This is a genomic window from Desulfobotulus alkaliphilus (assembly GCF_007830435.1).
GTDB classification, from domain to species: Bacteria; Desulfobacterota; Desulfobacteria; order Desulfobacterales; family ASO4-4; genus Desulfobotulus; species Desulfobotulus alkaliphilus.
In genome coordinates this window covers 59045-77143 of record NZ_VLLC01000016.1, presented here as the reverse complement: position 1 = coordinate 77143, position 18099 = coordinate 59045, and the positions used below count along the sequence as shown (strand labels likewise).

The following is an 18099-nucleotide window of genomic DNA, read 5'->3' as shown; positions in this document are numbered from 1 at the left end:
CCAGCGCATCCACCACTGAAAAATTTCCCTGCCCCCTGTGACATACAGCAGGGGCAGGGATTCAGGAGAAATGACTATGAAACCCATTGTTGCCATCACCATGGGAGATCCTGTGGGAATCGGACCTGAAATCACCGTCAAGGCCCTTTCCGATCCTTCCATATACAGTATCTGCCAGCCCCTTGTTATCGGTGATGTCAGCATTCTGGAATCGGCCATGGCCGTAACGGGTCATCACCTGCATATCCGGGAAATCCAAAATACCGGAGACGGACGCTTTCAGCCGGGTACCCTGAATCTGCTGCCCCTGAGCAGGCTTTCAGCCCCCCCCTCCTGGGGAAGGCCGGATACGGAAACGGGAAAGGCCATGGTGCATTACATTCTCAGGGGAATTGACATGGCCATGGCAGGTGACGTTGCCGCTCTGGTCACAGGCCCCATCAACAAGTATGCCATGAATCTCTCGGGGTATCATTACAACGGCCATACCGAGCTTCTGGCGGAACGCACCGGAACAAAAAACTATATCATGATGCTGGCGGGAGACCGCATCCGGGTCAGCCTTGTCACCATCCACACGGCCCTGCGCAATGTGGCGGATTTGATCAGCACGGAAAAAATCCGCACCACCCTGCAGGTCACCCATAAGGCGCTGGTGGAACGTTTCGGGATTCCGGCCCCCACCATTGCCGTGGCAGGTCTCAACCCCCATGCGGGAGAATCCGGCATGTTCGGAGATGAAGAAGAACGCATTCTGCAACCTGCCCTGGAACAGGCCCGCAGCGAGGGCATTGATGCAAAGGGGCCTTTTCCGCCGGACACCCTTTTTTACCATGCGGATCAGGGCCGCTTTGATGCGGTGGTGGCCATGTACCATGATCAGGGACTGATTCCCTTTAAAATGCGCCACTTTGAAGACGGCGTGAACACAACACTGGGGCTGCCCATCATAAGAACATCCGTGGATCACGGAACCGCCTATGAGCTGGCAGGCAGAGGCCTTGCCGATCACAGAAGCCTTCTGGCCGCCATCCGCATGGCTGCGCTCCATGCAGAAAATACCATGAAGACTTCCCCTTGATGTTTCTTCTTTGCGTACATAATTTATGAAGATTTTATGAACTCAAGTGCTATGCCTGCAGCAAACCGCTTTTCCCAGAAAGACCGTCCTTAAAATGAAAATGGATCACATCCGCATCCGGGGTGCCCGTCAGCACAACCTCAAGAATATTGATGTGGATCTCCCCAGAAATAAACTTGTTGTCATCACAGGACTTTCCGGATCAGGAAAATCCACTCTGGCCTTTGACACGCTGTATGCCGAAGGCCAGCGCCGCTATGTGGAATCCCTTTCCACCTATGCCAGACAATTTCTTGGCCGCATGGACAAGCCCGATGTGGACACCATAGAAGGGCTGTCCCCGGCCATTGCCATCGAACAGAAAACCGCCAGCCATAACCCCAGATCCACCGTGGGTACGGTTACGGAAATCTATGATTACCTCAGGCTGCTCTATGCACGGGTGGGAACCCCCCACTGCCCTGAATGTGATGAGCCCATTTCTGCCCAGAGCCTTGATCAGATCATGGCAAAACTGGCAGAATTGCCCGATGCCAGCCGCATTCTCATCCTCGCCCCCCTGATCACCCAGCAGAAGGGCACCCACGAAAAACTTTTTTCCAGACTGAAAAAAGACGGTTTTGCAAGGGTACGCATCAATGGAGAAATCCATGAACTCGAAGAGCTGCCTGCACTGGCCAAAACCAAAAAACACACCATTGCCGTGGTCATCGACCGGCTCATTATTAAAGAAGGTATTGAAACAAGGCTTGCGGATGCCATTGAGCTGGGAATGAAGGAAGGAAACGGTGTGGTATCCGTTTTTCTCATGGATACAGAAGAAGAAATGCTCTTCAGCGAAAAAGCCGCCTGCCTCCACTGTGGCATCAGTTTTTCCGAGCTGACACCGGCAAGCTTTTCCTTCAACTCTCCCCAGGGCGCATGCAGCACCTGTGACGGCCTTGGCAACACCACGGCCTTTGATACGGAACTGATTGTTCCAGATCCTTCCCTCTCCCTCAGGGAAGGTGCCGTGCTGCCATGGGCCGGAAGAAACTCCGTCTTTTTTTCCGAATTTCTCGAATCCCTCACGGCCCATTTTGGAACGGATATCTATACGCCCTTTGAAAAGCTGCCCGAAGCCTGCCAGAAAGCCATCCTCCACGGCACAGGCAAGGTACAGCTTCCCTTTCATTATGATAAAAACGGAAGGAAAACCGCCTACAAAAAAAACGTGGAAGGCATTATCCCCAACCTTCAGCGCCGCTACATGGAAACCGACTCTCCCCAGATGCGCGAAGAAATACAACAGTACATGACCTTCCAGCCCTGCCCCGCCTGCCATGGTACAAGGCTCAATCCCTTCAGCCGTTCCGTGCGGGTATCAGGGAAAACCATCGCCGAATTTACGGCTCTTTCCGTGGATGATGCCCTGATCTTTAACCGCAGCATCCATCTGGGGGGCAGCAGAAGTCAGATTGCCACACCCATCCTGAAAGAAATTGCCGACAGGCTGGGCTTTCTCACCAATGTGGGCTTGGGATATCTCACCCTGAGCCGGACAGCCACAACCCTTTCCGGCGGTGAAAGCCAGCGCATCCGCCTTGCCACCCAGGTGGGTTCCAAACTGACGGGGGTTCTTTATGTGCTGGATGAGCCCAGCATCGGCCTGCACCAGCGGGACAACCTGAAGCTCCTTGCCACCCTCATTCAGATGCGGGATCTGGGCAACAGTGTCCTTGTGGTGGAGCACGATGAGGAAACCATCCGTGCGGCAGACTTTGTGGTGGATATGGGCCCCGGTGCCGGTGTCCATGGGGGCGAAGTGGTCTTTGCCGGAACCCCGAAGGCCATGATGAGCTGCGGCCCTTCCCTGACGGGCCAGTTTCTCTCGGGAAAACGCAGCATCGCCGTCCCCACCGTACGCAGAGAGGCCCGTGGCTTTCTCAAGGTTGTCGGCGCTTCGGCCAACAATCTTCAGAATATCACCGCAGCCTTTCCCTTAGGCTGTTTCACCTGTGTTACCGGTGTATCCGGCTCCGGCAAATCCACCCTTGTGCTGGAAACCCTGTACAAGGCTCTGGCCCGTCGCTTTTACCGGTCCCGGGTCGTGGTGGGAAAACATGAGCACATGGAAGGCCTTGATCTGGTGGATAAGGTGATCAACATTGACCAGTCACCCATCGGCCGCACACCCCGCTCCAACCCCGGCACCTACACCGGCCTTTTCACCCACATACGGGAACTCTTTGCCCAGACCCAGGAAGCCAGAACAAGGGGATATAAACCCGGACGCTTCAGCTTTAACGTCAAGGGCGGTCGCTGTGAAGCCTGCACAGGGGACGGCATTCTCAAAATTGAAATGCATTTTCTTCCGGATGTGTATGTGGCCTGTGATGTCTGTCAGGGCCAGCGTTACAACAGAGAAACCCTTGAGGTCCGCTATAAGGGAAAAACCATTGCAGAAGTACTGGACATGACGGTGAATCAGGCCCTTCAGTTCTTCGAAAACATCCCCTCCATCCGCAACAAACTGGAAACCCTTGCCGATGTGGGCCTTGGTTATGTCCGCATCGGCCAGTCCGCCACCACCCTTTCCGGCGGCGAAGCCCAGCGCATCAAGCTTTCAAGGGAGCTGAGCAAGCGGGGAACGGGAAAAACCATCTATATTCTGGATGAACCCACCACGGGCCTGCACCTTGAGGATGTGGCAAGGCTGCTCTCGGTTCTGGACAGGCTCCTTGAAAGCGGAAATACCATTATCGTCATTGAACACAATCTGGATGTCATCAAGTATGCGGATCATATTATTGATATCGGTCCCGAAGGCGGAAGTGGCGGTGGGCAGATTCTTGCGGCAGGAACACCCGAAGAGCTTGCCTGTGTGACGGACTCCCATACGGGCCACTTCCTGAAGCCCCTGCTGGGGATGGCGGACTGACATTTCTCCATGGTGCATCTGCCTGACAGCTACAGGGGGTGGCGCTGAAGGGCTGGGTGGGGTGTGAAGTAGAGGGGTGAGGAAAAAACTTGCCTTCGTGGGTGGGGTGGGCTATCAAAATTGAATCGTTTTTCAGATGCTGTGGGAACTGCTTTTTTTGGGGGATTTTTACAGGGGCTGGAAAACTGAAATGGATAGTTTTCTGTCCAGCATGATACATGCGGGATTATACGGTTAGGAAAGTGTTTTTTTGTGGTCTTGTTTTAGCGGGGGCTTTGTGAAAAAATGGTGGTTATGCGGAACCGCACAATAATATGTTAGGTGCTTTTGGATAATTAAGGAGTTCAGTATCAACTATCAAGAATTAGCCTCCACTATCATGAGTGGAGAGTATGTCTGCGATATTTCGCATAAAGTATGGGTATCAGCAATACAATATGCAGTTGAAAATATTGATCAATTTTCCTTTGATGCTTACAGTATGCATATGCTGTGGATTGTAAACGGTGGGCATATTCGCCGACATATTAGTGACGATAAACTGATACTCAAGTGGTTAAAGCTCATATTGCCTAAATATGAGGGGGGTGAGCTTCAACTTTATCGTGGTGAATGCCAATTCCTTTATGACCAAGGCTTAATCGGTTTTTGCTGGACTCCGAAAAAACAGGTAGCAGAGAAATTTGCTCGTGGTCTAAATGCTATCGAATCTGGCGGTGTTTTATTGAGTGCTTATGTTTCATCTGAAGCGATTTTAAGTGCGCCTAACAGCCATAGTGCAGACTGGCTCGAAGAGTCAGAATATACTTGTGACCCAACTCAAATTCGCTCTATTGAGGTACTGCACAAGTATCCAAAATTGGATTAATCGGAACGCACCTAACAAAGCGTTAAAGAGGGATTCGCAACGCGTGGCATTTTCGTTATGCGTTGATTTTATTGGTTTTTAGTGCAATGCGGTGAGTTGGTAGTCGCGTTGCTCACCCCTTAACGCGGCGTTATATTCACAGGGAGTAACAATTTGAAATGTACTGTTCGGCGTGTGGTAATAAAATGGAGCAGGAGCATAATTTTTGCTCTTCTTGTGGTAATACCAAGGAGCGAGATAAAAACTCTATTTCATCTGGGGACAATAGTATCAATACCATTGGATCTGAAATCACTGGCAGCACCATTCATGTTGGCGACTATTACAGTAACTCTAATAGCATAAATCCTGCTATACTGAACTTAAAAAGACACTTTGTCAGCCTACCTTGGTCATCTGAAGGTAGGGTGGCTAATAGGTCTTCACTTCTAAAGCTGGGAACCTGGGGGAGTATTGCTAGTATCGTAGGTTTGTTTCTACCTTATTTCACAGAAATGGATTATCAGCCTCATTTCTTTATGCTTGGCTTCGGTTTATTCATGTCGTTGCTTATGCTGTCGTTTATTCTTAAAAAGTTTAAATTTACTCACTTCTTTGGGTTGATGAACTTTGAAGCAGGTGCAAAGGATGGTGCATATCTCACTAAAACCACTTGTGATTGCCCTTGGTGCGGTTCCGAAATGAAGCTTCGGATGGTTGGCCCTAAGAACCATAAGGAGCACATGCTATTGTGCGAAAGAAACCCTTCGCAGCATAAAATCATCTTTGACTCAACGGCAATGCCAGATATCGTAGAATGAATATAACAATGCCATGCACGCGACAAGCGCGTGATGGCGGCGTTGGGCGGACGCTTCGCTTCGCGCCGTTCCATGAATATAAGGGTAGATATGACTATTGAAGAAGAACTGAGAGCCTTAGCCGATAAATATGCAAAGACGCTAAAGGGCAAGATAGATGCACGGATGAACGAAATGGAGAGCGATGACCATTCACATTACTTGGTTTACCAAGTCCTTGGTGTCACAGATGAAGAGGGGCGCTTGATCGATAGTTACCAGAATAAGGGCCGTTTCCTGTACAAATACGCTGGATCATTTTTGGAAGAGGCTACCAAAGTGTGTTTTCTGCGAACATTTCCTGGCTCTGGGTCATTAAAAATCCTGAATACTGAGGGGCTAAGACCAAAAACATTTGAAATTGACTGCCTGGAGGGAATTAATGCAATTGAGATAAAATGGAGAGATGCCACTACTGATGGTGATCACATCACAAAGGAGCACACAAGAATAAAGGTTATATCCGATGCAGGCTATAAGCCCATTCGCGTGATGTTTTATTACCCAAACCGAGCGCAAGCTCAGCGTATACAACAAACACTAGAAACTCTCTACAGCGGTATTGGAGGTGAATATCATTACGGCGACAATGCTTGGAATTATGTCAGGGATCGTACCAATATCGACCTTTTTCAAATCCTCAACACAATAGCTAGAGAGAACAAGGCAAAAAATGGCAATTAAGCTACAGGTCGGCGATTGCTCTGATATCCTGAAAAGCGTCGAGCCCGGTTCGGTAGATATGGTTTATCTGGACCCGCCTTTTTTTACAGAGAAAAGGCACAGGTTACGGAATCGTGATAGAAGTCAGGAGTTTGTTTTTGACGACCTATGGGGGTGTCATAAGAAGTATGCGGAGTTTATGGCGTTACGGCTCAAATTGTGTAGAGACTGTTTGAGTGAGGAAGGCAGTATATTTGTTCACTGTGACCCTACGGCTAACCATATTATTAGGACGATTTTAGATGAGTTATTCGGTAGAGAAAATTTCAGATCAGAAATAATATGGTCTTATAAGCGGTGGTCCAACTCCAAGAGCGGCCTTTTGCCCTCTCATCAAAATATTTATTGGTACTCAAAGACAAGTTCTTTCAAATTTAACAGGATTTTTAATGGGTACTCAGAATCGACTAATATCGATCAAATATTACAAAGAAGATCACGCGATGCTCATGGAAAGTCCATTTATCAAAGAGATGAAAATGGGGAAGTGGTTCTCGATGATGATAAGGTTGGAGTGCCATTGTCAGATGTGTGGGAAATACCGTACTTGAATCCTAAAGCTAAAGAGCGTGTTGGCTACCCAACTCAGAAGCCTATCTTGCTGCTGGAACGCATAATAGAAATATCAACGGACCCCGGCGATTTTGTCCTGGATCCTTTCTGTGGAAGTGGAACGACTCTTGTTGCCGCCCACTTAATGAAGAGAGACGGTCTAGGCATTGATGTATCGCAGGAGGCAATTGAATTGGCTCAAAGCCGGATTGAAAGTCCTATTAGAAGCAAGTCGAATTTATTAGAAAAGGGGCGGGATTCGTATCGAACTGCCGATAAGAATGCGATGGTCTTACTTGAAGGGTTGGATCTCAATCCAGTGCATCGAAACAAAGGAATCGATGCTATTTTGAAGCAAACATTCGATGGAGGTCCGGTATTGATACGCGTTCAGCGAAGCCATGAGTCCCTTTCAGAAGCGGCAAATTCTTTGCTAAAGGCTGCCAGGAAGAAAAGCTGTAAGCTTCCTATTCTGGTTAAGACTCATTCAGACCATGATGCTTTGTTTTCCGAGGATACTCCAGAGGGAGTTTATGTTGTTGGGTCAGCAGCAATGGAGATATCCGGCCTTGTCGAAAAGCTAACAGCCAAGGTACAGAACAAACAACATTTTGCTGTCCACGGCAACACCGCTGCCGAGCTGATTATCCAGCGGGCTGTTCAATTAAAAAAAGGACCGTCTCTCCTTTAAGGAAAAACGGTCCTTTTCTGATTTTTCAAGCGGCCCTTAGGGGCTTAGCTTACAAACTTATGCCTACTTCGCACCCAGCAGAGAAGCAATAACTTCGGCCTGGGGGTGGGCGTAGATCAGAATCAGAGATACAACCAGTGCATAAATACACAGGGATTCGATCATGGCAAGACCGATCAGCATGGTAACGGTTACCTTACCGGAAGATTCGGGATTCCGGGCAACGCCTTCAACGGCGGCTTTGAGGCCGATGCCCTGAGCCAGACCACAGAAAGATGCGGCAATGGCCAGACCAAAACCAGCGGCGGTAACACAGGCGATAAAAAACTGCAGTGCACTTGCTTCCATTGTAAATCCTCCTTGACTTCTTTCAATAACCCCAAAAAACAGTAATTGGATAGTATCGAAAAAACAGGCCCCCAAGTATTGCCTGTTCATCGCGTGAATAACCATGACCGGAAACCATCTGTCATCCGGTCATGGGGAAAGCCTTATCAGTGGGCATGCTCCATGGAACCTGTGAAGTACATCACAGACAGCAGGAAGAATACAAAGGCCTGCACCAGTGCCACGAAAATCCCCATGGCCATGATGGGCAGGGGTGCAAAGAATGCACCGGCAAGGACAAAGAGAATGATCAGTACCAGCTCATGCCCCATCATGTTACCGAAAAGACGGAAGGAGAGGGAAAGCACACGGGCCAGATGACCGATGATCTCAATGGGCAGGATAATGGGAATCATCCACCATACGGGACCCGTAAAATGATGAATGTAGTGAATCCCATGGTACTTGATCCCAATGTAGTGGGTCATGAAAAAGACCACAAGGGCACAGGACGCCGTGGTGTTAAGGCTGGCCGTGGGCGGAAAGAAACCCGGCACCAGTCCCACAAGGTTGCTCACGAAAATATAGATAAAAATCGTGCCCACAATGGGAAAGAACCAGCGACCTTCTTCACCGGTGTTTTCCACCATGAAGTCTTCGATACTGGAAATCAGCAGTTCGAAAAAGTTCTGCAGTTTTCCGGGAATCATGGTGATGGTACGGGTAGCCAGAAAACCGATGCCAATGAGCATGGCCATCACGACCCATGAGTAAACAACATGGGGATAGGCATGGGCAAAATGTCCCAGCCCTATCTTTTCAAGAATCCAGCCGAAAATAAGAAAGGGATGCTCCACGTTACGCCGCCTCCTTACTGGAGAGAATTTTCATCAATGCCACGATCGCCGCACAGAACAGGGTGACCACAACGACCGAAAGACCCAGAACCAAACCTACAGGCGCCACAAAACGCCCGAAAATCAAAATGGAAATAATAATTCCGCTGATAATAAAGCGAAGGTAATACTTCGCTATGATGCTGTGAACTGCCGCCAGATGGGGTGGCTTGAAAGAGTTTTTCAGGGTTCTGCCCAGCATATGAAAATTGATCGTAACGATCAGCCCCCCGAAAAGAACCCCCCTGAAAAAGGCCGGATCTTCAACCCACAGAGCGGCACTGCAAAATAGAGCCAGAACCACCCAGTTACCCCGTACTACAAAATGAACAAGGCGTTCCTCAATACCCATCAGGTTCTCCCCACCCTGCGGATCATCCAGAGAATATGCCTGAACGCCGCTGCAATACCCAAAGAGAGCCCCGCAAGAACACCAAAGGGCTGAACATCCAGCCACCTGTCCACCATAACACCGGCAAAAACTCCGATGAATACGGAAAAGGCCACACTCATACCCAGACTGCCGTAGGTTGCCAGCTCCCGCATCATTTTAACCGCATCCTTCTGCATACTGCTCCCTGCCAGTGTTGAATTCCACGGAAAACCCAAAGGCCCCCTGCTACGGAATCTGTCTCAGATAACACAGGGGCCGGGAAAAGGTCAAACTGAAATTCCCCTTTACCCCATTTTTCATCGGAAAAACACCTCTCCGCATCCTCCCTCCTGTCCAACGGAACCGATAACGGCAGCCTCCAGACCCGCCTCCTTCAGGGCCTGAACACAGGATGCGGCCTGACCCGCATCCACAGCGGCCAAAAGCCCGCCAGAAGTCTGGGGATCCACAGCAAGATCCCGAAGAACACGGGGGACACTTTCGGCAAAGACAAGCTGGCTGCCGCAGAACTCAAGGTTGCGGTAAGCCCCACCGGGAATCAGCCCCATGGCGGCATGGTCTTTCACCTCAGGCAGAAGAGGAACATCTTCAGCAGTAATTTCAAAAGTACATGCGCTGGCCCTTGCCATTTCCAGCCCATGACCTGCCAGACCGAAACCCGTAATGTCTGTCATGGCATGGACGGAAAAGCGGCAGAAAATTTCTGCGGCCACACGATTCAGACAGGCCATGGACCTTATCATAAGGGAAGCGGCCTCTTCGGAAGCCAGTTTTCCCTTGATGGCCGTTGTCAGAACACCGGTACCTATGGGCTTGGTGAGGATCAGTACATCACCGGGCCTTGCACCGCCATTGGCCACCATATGCTTCGGATGCACAAGCCCTGTCACGGAAAGCCCGTATTTGAACTCAGGATCCTCCACGCTGTGCCCCCCAAGGAGTACGGCCCCGGCCTCCTCAATTTTTTCCAGCCCCCCTGCCAGCACTTCTTCCAGCACCCTTTCCGGCAGATCCCCTGCGGGAAAACAGACAATGTTCATGGCCGTAAGGGGTTTGCCACCCATGGCATAGACATCGCTCAAGGCGTTGGCCGCAGCAATGCGGCCGAAATCTTTCGGGTCATCCACCATGGGCGTCAGAAAGTCGAGGGTCTGCACCAGTGCCATTTCATCGGAAAGCCGGTACACCCCGGCATCTTCACTGTGCCTTGTTCCGGCCATCACCTCCGGCGGACAATGGGGATGCAGGCTTTTCATCACACGCTCCAGAACCCCTGGAGCCAGCTTGGCCGCTCAGCCCGCAGCCTTTACCTTTTCCGTAAGTGCCGGTCTGTAGATTTCATGATTCATGATTTTTTCCTTTTTCCCCATAGCCGTGCCGTTTTGCATATCCGGGGAAAATCCGCACGGCATCCTTCAGGGGAATAAACCCCATGAAGGCCCTTGCCCGCATCATCCGGATACGTCCGGGAAGGCCCGTAATTTTTTTAAGGCCCTTCACCCGGAACAGGGAATGATCTGCTGAAAAATTCTGGTTATTCACCCCAAAATGGGCGGTTCCCAATGCCAGATGGAGAATCTGACGCCAGTTTTTTCCAAGATAATGCAGACGGAAAAAAAGATCTTCCAGTCTTTTTCTGTGGTTTTTTATGGTCATCACGCCTTTCCCCTGGAAATGAAATCATTATTCATTCTGACTACCACTATCTTTCAACCCTACGAAAATTAAGGCCATGGGAATTACATAACCAGACTGTACGCTTGTCAGCGGGCACCCGTAAAGGGTGCCCCTACAAAACAGGGGACATAAAACCCATTCGTAGGGGCAGGCCTTGCGCCTGCCCGTATTAAAGCTCGCACCATGGGCCTGACAAAAACTGGACCAGCAAGCTGTGGCTGAGTCAGGGTAGTAATCAGATTACATTTTATATGGACAGATCTGTTTATTCCACGATCTTTATTCTAAGGCAAAAGCCCGATCACAGCGCCGAGGCGTCCCGTATTTTTTTCCCTGCGAAAGGAAAACCAGCGCATGTCACAGCGGGTGCAGGCATTCAGACTGGCGATATGATCCGGCTTCAGCCCGGCATCCGTCAACTGCTTTTTTGTAATGGCCCAGAAATCAAAAAGATCCCCCTCCCTGCGAAAGGAGGCAAAGGCAGAAGGCAGTTCATTTTTCCAGTGAATAAACTCCGCACAGCAAGGCCCGAGGGATGGCCCGATACCCGCACGGATATCCTCCGGCCTGCACCCATACCGCTTAACCATGGTATCCACTGTTGCCGCCACAATATTCTGCACACTCCCCCGCCATCCGGCATGGGCGGCAGCCACCACCTTTTTAAAAGGGTCTGAAAAAAGAATGGCCTGACAGTCTGCCGTGAGAATCATGAGGAGCTTACCCGGAATATCCGTGCACAGGGCATCGGCTTCCGGTGCGAGGGCATCGGCAAGACCGTCCTTCCGCCCATCACCTGCCTCAACGCAGACCACCCCTTTTCCATGCACCTGCCGCAGGGTAACAAGATCCATATCACCACCAAAGAAAGCCAGCACCCGCCGCCGGTTTTCCGCCACTGCTTCTTCCCCGTCCTCTCCATGGGCAAGGTTAAGACTGTCGGCAGGGGGTAGACTGACACCGCCGCTGCGGTCAAAAAAACCATGGACCACACCCGGCAGCCGGAGAAGTTCAATACCATGGGGCCGGATCATAGGGCATAGACCTCCGGCCTGCGCTCCCTCAGGCAGGGTATGGCCTTCCTGTAGTCATCCATGAGGGAAAAATCCAGCTCTGCCGTGGCAAGGCCCGGTCCTTCTCCCATATCCACAAGAACCTGATCCGTGGGAGATACAATGAGGGAACTGCCCGGATAGCGAAGCTCGCCGTCCTCTCCGCAGCGGTTGGCTGCCACCACAAAAAGCTGATTTTCTATGGCTCTGGCACGGGCGAGGGTCTGCCAGTGGGTTCTCCGGACAGCGGGCCACTGGGCAGGAACGGCCAGAATACGGGCCCCTTTATCCATAAGGGTTCTGGAAAGCTCAGGAAAACGCAGATCATAGCAGATCATCACCCCCACGGGGCCTGCCATGGTTTCAAAAACACCGGCAGAGCTTCCGGCAGCAAAGCCCCTGCCCTCGCCTCCGGCCGTGAAGAGATGGGTTTTGCTGTAGCTGCCAGCCAGACGACCATCGGCATCCATGACATGGGCCACATTGTAAATACTTCCCCCCTCAGACACGGGCAGACTGCCCACAATGACAAGGCTGCGGCGGCGGGCCATGTCCGAAAGGTCCTTAAGGATTTCTTCCGTTCCAAGGGCGTGGGTATCAAGGTGTTTATAGTCGAACCCACAGGACCACATTTCCGGCAGCACCACAAGCCCGGAGGGACAATGCTCCAGCGCCTCCATGACAAGGGCCCGGTTTTCAGCCACCCCTCCCCTGATTACATCAAACTGAAAAACACTGGCAGCAATCTTTTCCATGAAGATCTCCTTGGATATAAAAACGGTGCTGACCCATGGGGGCAGCATCCCATCTCAGGCATTACCAGTGGATTGCCGATCAATAACAGACTCAGGGCCGGTGGCCTGCAGTGAGCACCGCCACAGAGCGGACCCCGGCCTTCAGCAGTTCACGGGTGCAGGCATTGACCGTGGCACCCGTAGTGAACACATCGTCCACCAGTACTACATTCTCACCCCCCATGGAAGCCCTTACGCCAAAAGCGCCCCTGACATTGGCCCGCCTTCCGGCCCTGCCCAGACCGGTCTGTGAGGCATCATGGCGCAGACGCACAAGGCTTTTCGTATCCAGCACAGGCCCTGCTCCGGGTTTCCAGCCCATGGCATCCATAAAGGCCTTTGCCAGAAGTATGGCCTGATTGAATCCCCGCTTCCGCAAGCCTTTATCTGTCATGGGAACGGGCAGGATACGATGGGGGATGACACTGAAGTACCGGTCAAAGGTCATGGCCATCATGCGGCCCAGGGGAGCTGCCAGATCCGTACGTCCCTGATACTTGAAGCGATGGATGATATCCATGAGATTGCCTTCAAAATGACAGGCGGCTCTGGCCATTTCAAAGGCCGGGGGATGGGCAAGGCAGTGACCGCAGGCATGTTCTCCTTCACCCGTTTCAAAGGGAAGACCGCAGATCCTGCAGAATGGCTGGACAAGGGGAGGAAGATCCTTTGCACAGGGAGGACAGAAAAAGGGGGTAAGACAGGATTTTTCTGCCCCCCCGTCGGGCCAGTCCAGGGGTTCCCTGCAAAGCCTGCAGGCATGGGGAAGAAGGCCCCGGCCCAGAAGCCGGGACCATGGGAAAACGGCATTTTTCATTCTGATTACCACTGTCTTTCAGCCATACGAACCTTAATCATGGAAATTATATGACCAGATTTTAAGCATGTTCGCGGGCACCCGTAAAGGGTGCCCCTACACAAAACAGGGCCGTAAAAAACATTCGTAGGGGCAGGCCTTGCGCCTGCCCGTATTAAAGCCCGCACCATGGGCCTACAACAACCGGACCAGCAGGCTGTGGCTGAGTCAGGGTAGTAATCAGATTTTTCATTTGAAATTACTCCGGTTTCACCACAACCAGCAGCATCTTAAAAGGTTCTTCCGCATCCAGCGCATGGGGGATGCCTGCGGGCATCACCACACTCTCTCCGGCTTTAAGGGTCAGAACCTTTTCATCAATGGTGATCACAGCGTGGTCTCCATCCAGAATATAAACAAAGGCATCACCCGTGGAAGCATGGGCGCTGATCCCCTCTCCCTTGGCAAAGGCAAAAAGCGTCATGCCAACGCCCTTTTTCTGGGCAAGGGTCCGGCTGACCACACGGCCTTCCTCATAGTCCACCAGAGAAGCAAGGGGAAGGGCTTCTGAAAAGGCAATATTTTTGATCAGGGTCTCTTTTTCCATGGCAAACCTCCTTGTGAAATTGACAACCGACAAAAAAACGCAGGGGACTTTCCTCCTGCCCGATGCCACCCTATACTTATCCCCAGTCCATGTCTTTGATGCAGATCAATAAAACATCTGATTACCACTGTCTTTCAGCCATATGAACTTTAAGAAATGAAAATTACATGACCAGATTTTACGATTGTTGGCTTAGCACCCGTAAAGGTACCCCTACAAAACAGGGGGCGTAAAGTTTATTCGCAGGGGCAGGCCTTGCGCCTGCCCGTATTAAAACCCGGACCATTGACCTGACAACAATCTGACCTGCAGGCTGTGGCTGAGTCAGGGTAGTAATCAGAATAAAACAAGACTGTCAGATAACAGAGAGCAGAAGACCTCCCAGAGCCGTCATCAGCACCACCAGCCAGGAAGGGAGCTTCCATACGGAAAGAAAAACAAAGGCTGCAAGGGCCAGGGCAAACTCATGGGGCCCCAGTATGGCACTGGTCCATACGGGATGGTACAGGGCAGCCCCCAGAATACCCACCACGGCAGCATTGGCACCCTGCATCAAAGACCGGGCCACAGCCATCTGGCGAAAGTCATTCCAGAAGGGCAGAATCGCCAGCAGCAGAAGAATACCCGGCACAAAAATACAGACAAGGGCCAGACCTGCACCCAGCAGAGCAGGCAGATCCCCACTGCCCATCATACCCAGATAGGCGGCAAAGGTAAACAAAGGACCGGGAACCGCCTGAGCAGCGCCATACCCGGCCAGAAAGACATCCGGACTCACCCAGCCGGACTGCACCACCTCTGCCTCCAGAAGGGGCAGCACCACATGCCCTCCGCCAAAAACAAGGGCTCCTGCCCTGTAAAAGGCATCCACAAAAAGAAGCCCGTGTGCGGGCCAGAACTGTGCCGCCACTGGCAGCCCTGCCAGCAGCAGGACAAAAAGCACCAGACAAAACAGCCCCCCTGCCCGGGATACGGGTACCTGAAGATACCCCGGAGAAGCCTCACCTTCTCCCCTGCACAGCCACAAACCTGCCAGAGCTCCGGCCGCTATGGCCAGAACCTGACCCGCAGCACCTCCCATGGCAATAACCAGAACCACAGCTCCAAGGGCAATGGATGCCCTTTCCCTGTCCGGACACAGGGTTCGGGCCATCCCCCAGACCGCATGGGCCACAATGGCCACAGCCACAATCTTAAGTCCCGTAATCAGACCCGTGCCCACAGGGCCTTCCAGAAACACCCCGCCCATGGCAAAGAGAATAAGAAGCAGGGCCGAAGGCAGGGTAAAGGCCAGCCATGCGGCAAAACCGCCCATGAATCCCGCACGCATCAATCCCAGCCCAAACCCCACCTGACTGCTGGCAGGACCGGGCAGAAACTGACAGACGGCCACAAGATCCGCATAATCCTTATCACTGAGCCATTTTCTCCGGTCCACAAACTCATTGCGGAAGTAGCTCAAATGGGCAATGGGACCGCCAAAGGAAGTGATTCCCAGCACACCAAAGGCCTTCAGCACTTCTCCCACCCCTGAAGCCCCGCTCTTTTTTTCCTGCATTTCCCCCTCCATTTCAGAAGTCTTCTCCTGCGGCTTCTCCGGCAAACTCACGCATCTGGCGGATGGCCGTTCCAAGCCCTTCCCGGCCCTCTTCTGTAATCCGGTACAGCCTGCGCCGGGTTTTCCCCTCCTGATCCTGATGGGACACAAGGTATCCCTTTTTTTCCATGGCATGGAGCATGGGATACATGGTTCCCGGACTCAGTCTGTACCCGTGACGGGCCAGCTCATCCATCATCCACTGACCACATATTTCATGCTGAGCCGCATGATGCAGCACATGCAAACGAATAAAGCCTGAAAGCAGATCCTGAAATTTCATTATCTTTCCTATCATTACGAATCTCGATATCGAAATTCGATATACATTTAAAATTTTTATCCGTCAAGTATTGCCAAGTGTACAGAATCAAAAACATGAGAGGCCTGCGGGAAAAAACGAGTGATCCGGTTTCGTCATCAGAAAATAAAATATCCATATACAAAGCTTGACAAAATTTTAAAAATACAAATTATTGTATCAAACAAACCGTATATGAACATATTCAATTTGCCTCTAAAGGTTTGTTGTGAAAACTTATGGGAACGGAAGGGCCGCCGCCTGATATTCGCTCTAAAAAGAAACGGCTGAAAAAAGTCGTCCTTCCTGATACTGATAAACCTGCCACCCTCAAGAGAAGGGTCTCTGCACGTTAGGATGCCCGCCTGTGGGTGACCATTTCCGTTCCCAACACCTCACAGAACAGGTCTGAAGGCCTGAATCAACTCTCCGGATGCTGTGCAGGCTGCAGCTCCGGAGAGTTTTGTTATATCTGCCATGGTTCAGGGGCTACCCAAAAAGCCCTTTGATACCCGCAGATATAAAAAACATGGGAGTACATAAAAAATAAAAACTTAAAACAAAACAGCGTACCGCAAAAAAACACACAAACCAACTAAAATTTTAGTTGTTTTTTTTCTGAATTGACGTATATTTTCGTGGACACTTCGGAGAAAAGGGATAAGGCCTCTAAGGAATTTTCTTCTTCAGCAGATTCTGACCTATGCTTTTATCTCCATGTCTGCAAACGAAAGTGTCCGGAAGGACACGCCATCCCGCACCGGAATACGAATATTACAGTGCATGACCCAAAGGCATTCTTTGCAGGGTCTTTGATTGTCTGCTTCAGGAAAATCTGTTTTTTATCGCAGGCTTTTATTTACCCCCCTGACAGACACAGAAATGCATGCTGTTTAATCACTGCTCGTTTTCCTCCATCTAAAATAACGGATACAAACAAAAGACCATGGACAAAGCAAAAAAAGCACGTATTGAAGCGCAGTTATCAAAAATGATCAAAGAAAACGGGAAAAAAATTCAAGCGGCACAAAAAACAGCCGATGCGTCTCCTTCCCAGTCAGGTTCCAGTGCAATCCACGTCATCCGAAGACGCAAGGGAAATCCGGAAGAACGCATTCCCGTTTCCGCATGATACGGCAGACCGGACCTCTTTCCATCATCAAAAACAGTCTTCTGTTTTTCCCACGATGCCCACTGCCTGAATCTGTTCATTTGGTAAGCACTCTTTCCATGCAGGACCGTTTCAGCCAGATGGCTATCCGATGATGTCCGTTCGGCCATGAGACAAAGGGAAATCCAATGGCATTGAACATAGGTATGATGCGTATTCCCCTCACCACACGCTTTGGGGAACTGCTCATTGAAAACGGCCTGGCCAGTCCGGCGCAGGTCAGCCTGGCCCTTGCCAGACAGGAAGACCTGCGTCTTCAGAACCAGAACATACGTATCGGGGAACTCCTGCACAAGGAGTGCGGAATAGACAAAAAGGCCATGGAAAATCTTTTCCGTACGGATATTTTCCGGCAGATTCTCATGCGCCTGCGCATGCTGATATCCGAGGAAGCCGACCTGCCCAAAGCCCTTTCCTGCATCCCCATCCAGGCACGCATCACCGGAGAGGGGGATGAAGGTCTGCAGGGCGAGGCAGACTTCCAGATCCTTCTGCCGGGAAAACAGGAACAGGCTTTCTCCCTCTGCCTTACCTTTGATTTCAGATTTTCCGATCATTCCACAACCATTGATCTGCCCGAAGCCATCGATCAGATTAAAAAAGGTCTCCATGAGGCCATGGATATCCCGGTGACGGAGCAGGAACAGATCGGCCTTCCCATTGACAATCTCAGATCCCTTCCTCCGGAAACAGAGGACACCTGAAAAAACACCCTTCGCTTTTTTCAAAATCACTGCGAAATAATTATTGACAGCCCAAATACATTTCTTTAAACTTTTTACATTCAACAGGTGCAATGCTGTTGGCGGAAAA

20 protein-coding genes are annotated in these 18099 nt (G+C 51.0%); 8 read left to right on the top strand and 12 right to left on the bottom strand.

What is annotated here, in order from left to right; genetic code table 11:
- Positions 1–76 precede the first annotated feature (76 nt).
- The 6 genes from pdxA (at position 77) to LZ24_RS10815 (ending at position 7674) form a co-directional block, all read left to right on the top strand.
- Positions 77–1081, top strand: coding sequence for a 4-hydroxythreonine-4-phosphate dehydrogenase PdxA (gene pdxA, locus LZ24_RS10845; RefSeq protein WP_342779290.1), 1005 nt, complete (start codon positions 77–79; stop codon positions 1079–1081).
- Positions 1082–1175: 94 nt separating this feature from the next.
- A complete protein-coding gene (uvrA, locus tag LZ24_RS10840; RefSeq protein ID WP_144685322.1) occupies positions 1176–4001 on the top strand; it encodes an excinuclease ABC subunit UvrA in 2826 nt (941 codons plus the stop codon).
- Positions 4002–4380: 379 nt separating this feature from the next.
- On the top strand, positions 4381–4869 hold the full coding sequence (locus tag LZ24_RS10835) for a hypothetical protein (protein WP_144685321.1): 489 nt from the start codon (positions 4381–4383) through the stop codon (positions 4867–4869).
- 185 nt (positions 4870–5054) lie between these two features.
- The gene (locus LZ24_RS10825) at positions 5055–5669 is read left to right on the top strand and encodes a hypothetical protein (RefSeq protein WP_144685320.1); all 615 of its coding nucleotides are present in this window, start codon (positions 5055–5057) and stop codon (positions 5667–5669) included.
- Between the two features lie 90 nt (positions 5670–5759).
- Positions 5760–6392, top strand: coding sequence for an ApaLI family restriction endonuclease (locus LZ24_RS10820; protein ID WP_144685319.1), 633 nt, complete (start codon positions 5760–5762; stop codon positions 6390–6392).
- Positions 6382–7674, top strand: a complete 1293-nt coding sequence (locus tag LZ24_RS10815; protein WP_144685318.1) for a DNA-methyltransferase — start codon at positions 6382–6384, stop codon at positions 7672–7674. The genes LZ24_RS10820 and LZ24_RS10815 overlap by 11 nt, the downstream gene beginning before the upstream one ends.
- A 63-nt stretch (positions 7675–7737) precedes the next feature.
- On the opposite strand, the gene atpE is transcribed toward LZ24_RS10815, so the two are convergent.
- The 12 genes from atpE to LZ24_RS10755 form a co-directional block, all read right to left on the bottom strand.
- On the bottom strand, positions 7738–8022 hold the full coding sequence (atpE, locus tag LZ24_RS10810; protein WP_139448964.1) for an ATP synthase F0 subunit C: 285 nt from the start codon (positions 8020–8022) through the stop codon (positions 7738–7740).
- A gap of 146 nt (positions 8023–8168) precedes the next feature.
- Positions 8169–8858: a F0F1 ATP synthase subunit A gene (atpB, locus tag LZ24_RS10805; protein WP_144685317.1), complete on the bottom strand. Its 690-nt coding sequence runs from the start codon at positions 8856–8858 to the stop codon at positions 8169–8171.
- A gap of 1 nt (position 8859) precedes the next feature.
- Positions 8860–9249 carry an ATP synthase subunit I gene (locus LZ24_RS10800; RefSeq protein ID WP_144685316.1) on the bottom strand — a complete coding sequence of 130 codons (390 nt, stop codon included), beginning with the start codon at positions 9247–9249 and terminating at the stop codon, positions 8860–8862.
- The gene (locus LZ24_RS10795; RefSeq protein ID WP_144685315.1) at positions 9249–9467 is read right to left on the bottom strand and encodes an AtpZ/AtpI family protein; all 219 of its coding nucleotides are present in this window, start codon (positions 9465–9467) and stop codon (positions 9249–9251) included. The genes LZ24_RS10800 and LZ24_RS10795 overlap by 1 nt, the downstream gene beginning before the upstream one ends.
- A 120-nt stretch (positions 9468–9587) precedes the next feature.
- Entirely contained in the window at positions 9588–10640 is a 1053-nt protein-coding gene (gene selD, locus LZ24_RS10790) for a selenide, water dikinase SelD (protein ID WP_144685314.1), read from the bottom strand.
- On the bottom strand, positions 10630–10947 hold the full coding sequence (locus tag LZ24_RS10785; protein ID WP_144685313.1) for a hypothetical protein: 318 nt from the start codon (positions 10945–10947) through the stop codon (positions 10630–10632). Before LZ24_RS10785 ends, selD begins: the two co-directional genes overlap by 11 nt.
- A 305-nt stretch (positions 10948–11252) precedes the next feature.
- Positions 11253–12002 carry a peptidoglycan editing factor PgeF gene (gene pgeF / locus LZ24_RS10780; protein WP_144685312.1) on the bottom strand — a complete coding sequence of 250 codons (750 nt, stop codon included), beginning with the start codon at positions 12000–12002 and terminating at the stop codon, positions 11253–11255.
- Entirely contained in the window at positions 11999–12775 is a 777-nt protein-coding gene (locus LZ24_RS10775) for a carbon-nitrogen family hydrolase (RefSeq protein WP_186443075.1), read from the bottom strand. Before LZ24_RS10775 ends, pgeF begins: the two co-directional genes overlap by 4 nt.
- Before the next feature lie 91 nt (positions 12776–12866).
- Positions 12867–13631 (bottom strand): ComF family protein, encoded by a 765-nt coding sequence (locus LZ24_RS10770; protein WP_144685310.1) that lies wholly within the window; start codon positions 13629–13631, stop codon positions 12867–12869.
- A 238-nt stretch (positions 13632–13869) separates the two neighbouring features.
- Complete coding sequence (locus LZ24_RS10765; RefSeq protein WP_144685309.1) at positions 13870–14217, bottom strand: cupin domain-containing protein; 348 nt, start codon at positions 14215–14217, stop codon at positions 13870–13872.
- A gap of 355 nt (positions 14218–14572) precedes the next feature.
- Entirely contained in the window at positions 14573–15775 is a 1203-nt protein-coding gene (chrA, locus tag LZ24_RS10760) for a chromate efflux transporter (RefSeq protein WP_144685308.1), read from the bottom strand.
- Between the two features lie 13 nt (positions 15776–15788).
- The gene (locus LZ24_RS10755; protein ID WP_144685307.1) at positions 15789–16097 is read right to left on the bottom strand and encodes a PadR family transcriptional regulator; all 309 of its coding nucleotides are present in this window, start codon (positions 16095–16097) and stop codon (positions 15789–15791) included.
- 964 nt (positions 16098–17061) lie between these two features.
- Here LZ24_RS10755 and LZ24_RS10750 point away from each other — a divergent pair.
- Together LZ24_RS10750 and LZ24_RS10745 are read left to right on the top strand one after the other, a co-directional pair.
- A complete protein-coding gene (locus LZ24_RS10750; RefSeq protein ID WP_144685306.1) occupies positions 17062–17247 on the top strand; it encodes a hypothetical protein in 186 nt (61 codons plus the stop codon).
- 167 nt (positions 17248–17414) lie between these two features.
- The gene (locus tag LZ24_RS10745) at positions 17415–17990 is read left to right on the top strand and encodes a hypothetical protein (protein WP_144685305.1); all 576 of its coding nucleotides are present in this window, start codon (positions 17415–17417) and stop codon (positions 17988–17990) included.
- Positions 17991–18099 lie beyond the last annotated feature (109 nt).

What these genes read in the sequence shown, in the direction of transcription:
- pdxA (WP_342779290.1), top strand. Translation starts at nt 77, where the DNA reads ATGAAACCCATTGTTGCCATCACCATGGGAGATCCTGTGGGAATCGGA.
- uvrA (WP_144685322.1), top strand. Translation starts at nt 1,176, where the DNA reads ATGAAAATGGATCACATCCGCATCCGGGGTGCCCGTCAGCACAACCTC.
- LZ24_RS10835 (WP_144685321.1), top strand. Translation starts at nt 4,381, where the DNA reads ATGAGTGGAGAGTATGTCTGCGATATTTCGCATAAAGTATGGGTATCA.
- LZ24_RS10825 (WP_144685320.1), top strand. Translation starts at nt 5,055, where the DNA reads ATGGAGCAGGAGCATAATTTTTGCTCTTCTTGTGGTAATACCAAGGAG.
- LZ24_RS10820 (WP_144685319.1), top strand. Translation starts at nt 5,760, where the DNA reads ATGACTATTGAAGAAGAACTGAGAGCCTTAGCCGATAAATATGCAAAG.
- LZ24_RS10815 (WP_144685318.1), top strand. Translation starts at nt 6,382, where the DNA reads ATGGCAATTAAGCTACAGGTCGGCGATTGCTCTGATATCCTGAAAAGC.
- atpE (WP_139448964.1), bottom strand. Translation starts at nt 8,022, where the DNA reads ATGGAAGCAAGTGCACTGCAGTTTTTTATCGCCTGTGTTACCGCCGCT.
- LZ24_RS10800 (WP_144685316.1), bottom strand. Translation starts at nt 9,249, where the DNA reads ATGGGTATTGAGGAACGCCTTGTTCATTTTGTAGTACGGGGTAACTGG.
- LZ24_RS10795 (WP_144685315.1), bottom strand. Translation starts at nt 9,467, where the DNA reads ATGCAGAAGGATGCGGTTAAAATGATGCGGGAGCTGGCAACCTACGGC.
- LZ24_RS10785 (WP_144685313.1), bottom strand. Translation starts at nt 10,947, where the DNA reads ATGACCATAAAAAACCACAGAAAAAGACTGGAAGATCTTTTTTTCCGT.
- pgeF (WP_144685312.1), bottom strand. Translation starts at nt 12,002, where the DNA reads ATGATCCGGCCCCATGGTATTGAACTTCTCCGGCTGCCGGGTGTGGTC.
- LZ24_RS10775 (WP_186443075.1), bottom strand. Translation starts at nt 12,775, where the DNA reads ATGGAAAAGATTGCTGCCAGTGTTTTTCAGTTTGATGTAATCAGGGGA.
- LZ24_RS10770 (WP_144685310.1), bottom strand. Translation starts at nt 13,631, where the DNA reads ATGAAAAATGCCGTTTTCCCATGGTCCCGGCTTCTGGGCCGGGGCCTT.
- LZ24_RS10765 (WP_144685309.1), bottom strand. Translation starts at nt 14,217, where the DNA reads ATGGAAAAAGAGACCCTGATCAAAAATATTGCCTTTTCAGAAGCCCTT.
- chrA (WP_144685308.1), bottom strand. Translation starts at nt 15,775, where the DNA reads ATGCAGGAAAAAAAGAGCGGGGCTTCAGGGGTGGGAGAAGTGCTGAAG.
- LZ24_RS10755 (WP_144685307.1), bottom strand. Translation starts at nt 16,097, where the DNA reads ATGAAATTTCAGGATCTGCTTTCAGGCTTTATTCGTTTGCATGTGCTG.
- LZ24_RS10750 (WP_144685306.1), top strand. Translation starts at nt 17,062, where the DNA reads ATGGACAAAGCAAAAAAAGCACGTATTGAAGCGCAGTTATCAAAAATG.
- LZ24_RS10745 (WP_144685305.1), top strand. Translation starts at nt 17,415, where the DNA reads ATGGCATTGAACATAGGTATGATGCGTATTCCCCTCACCACACGCTTT.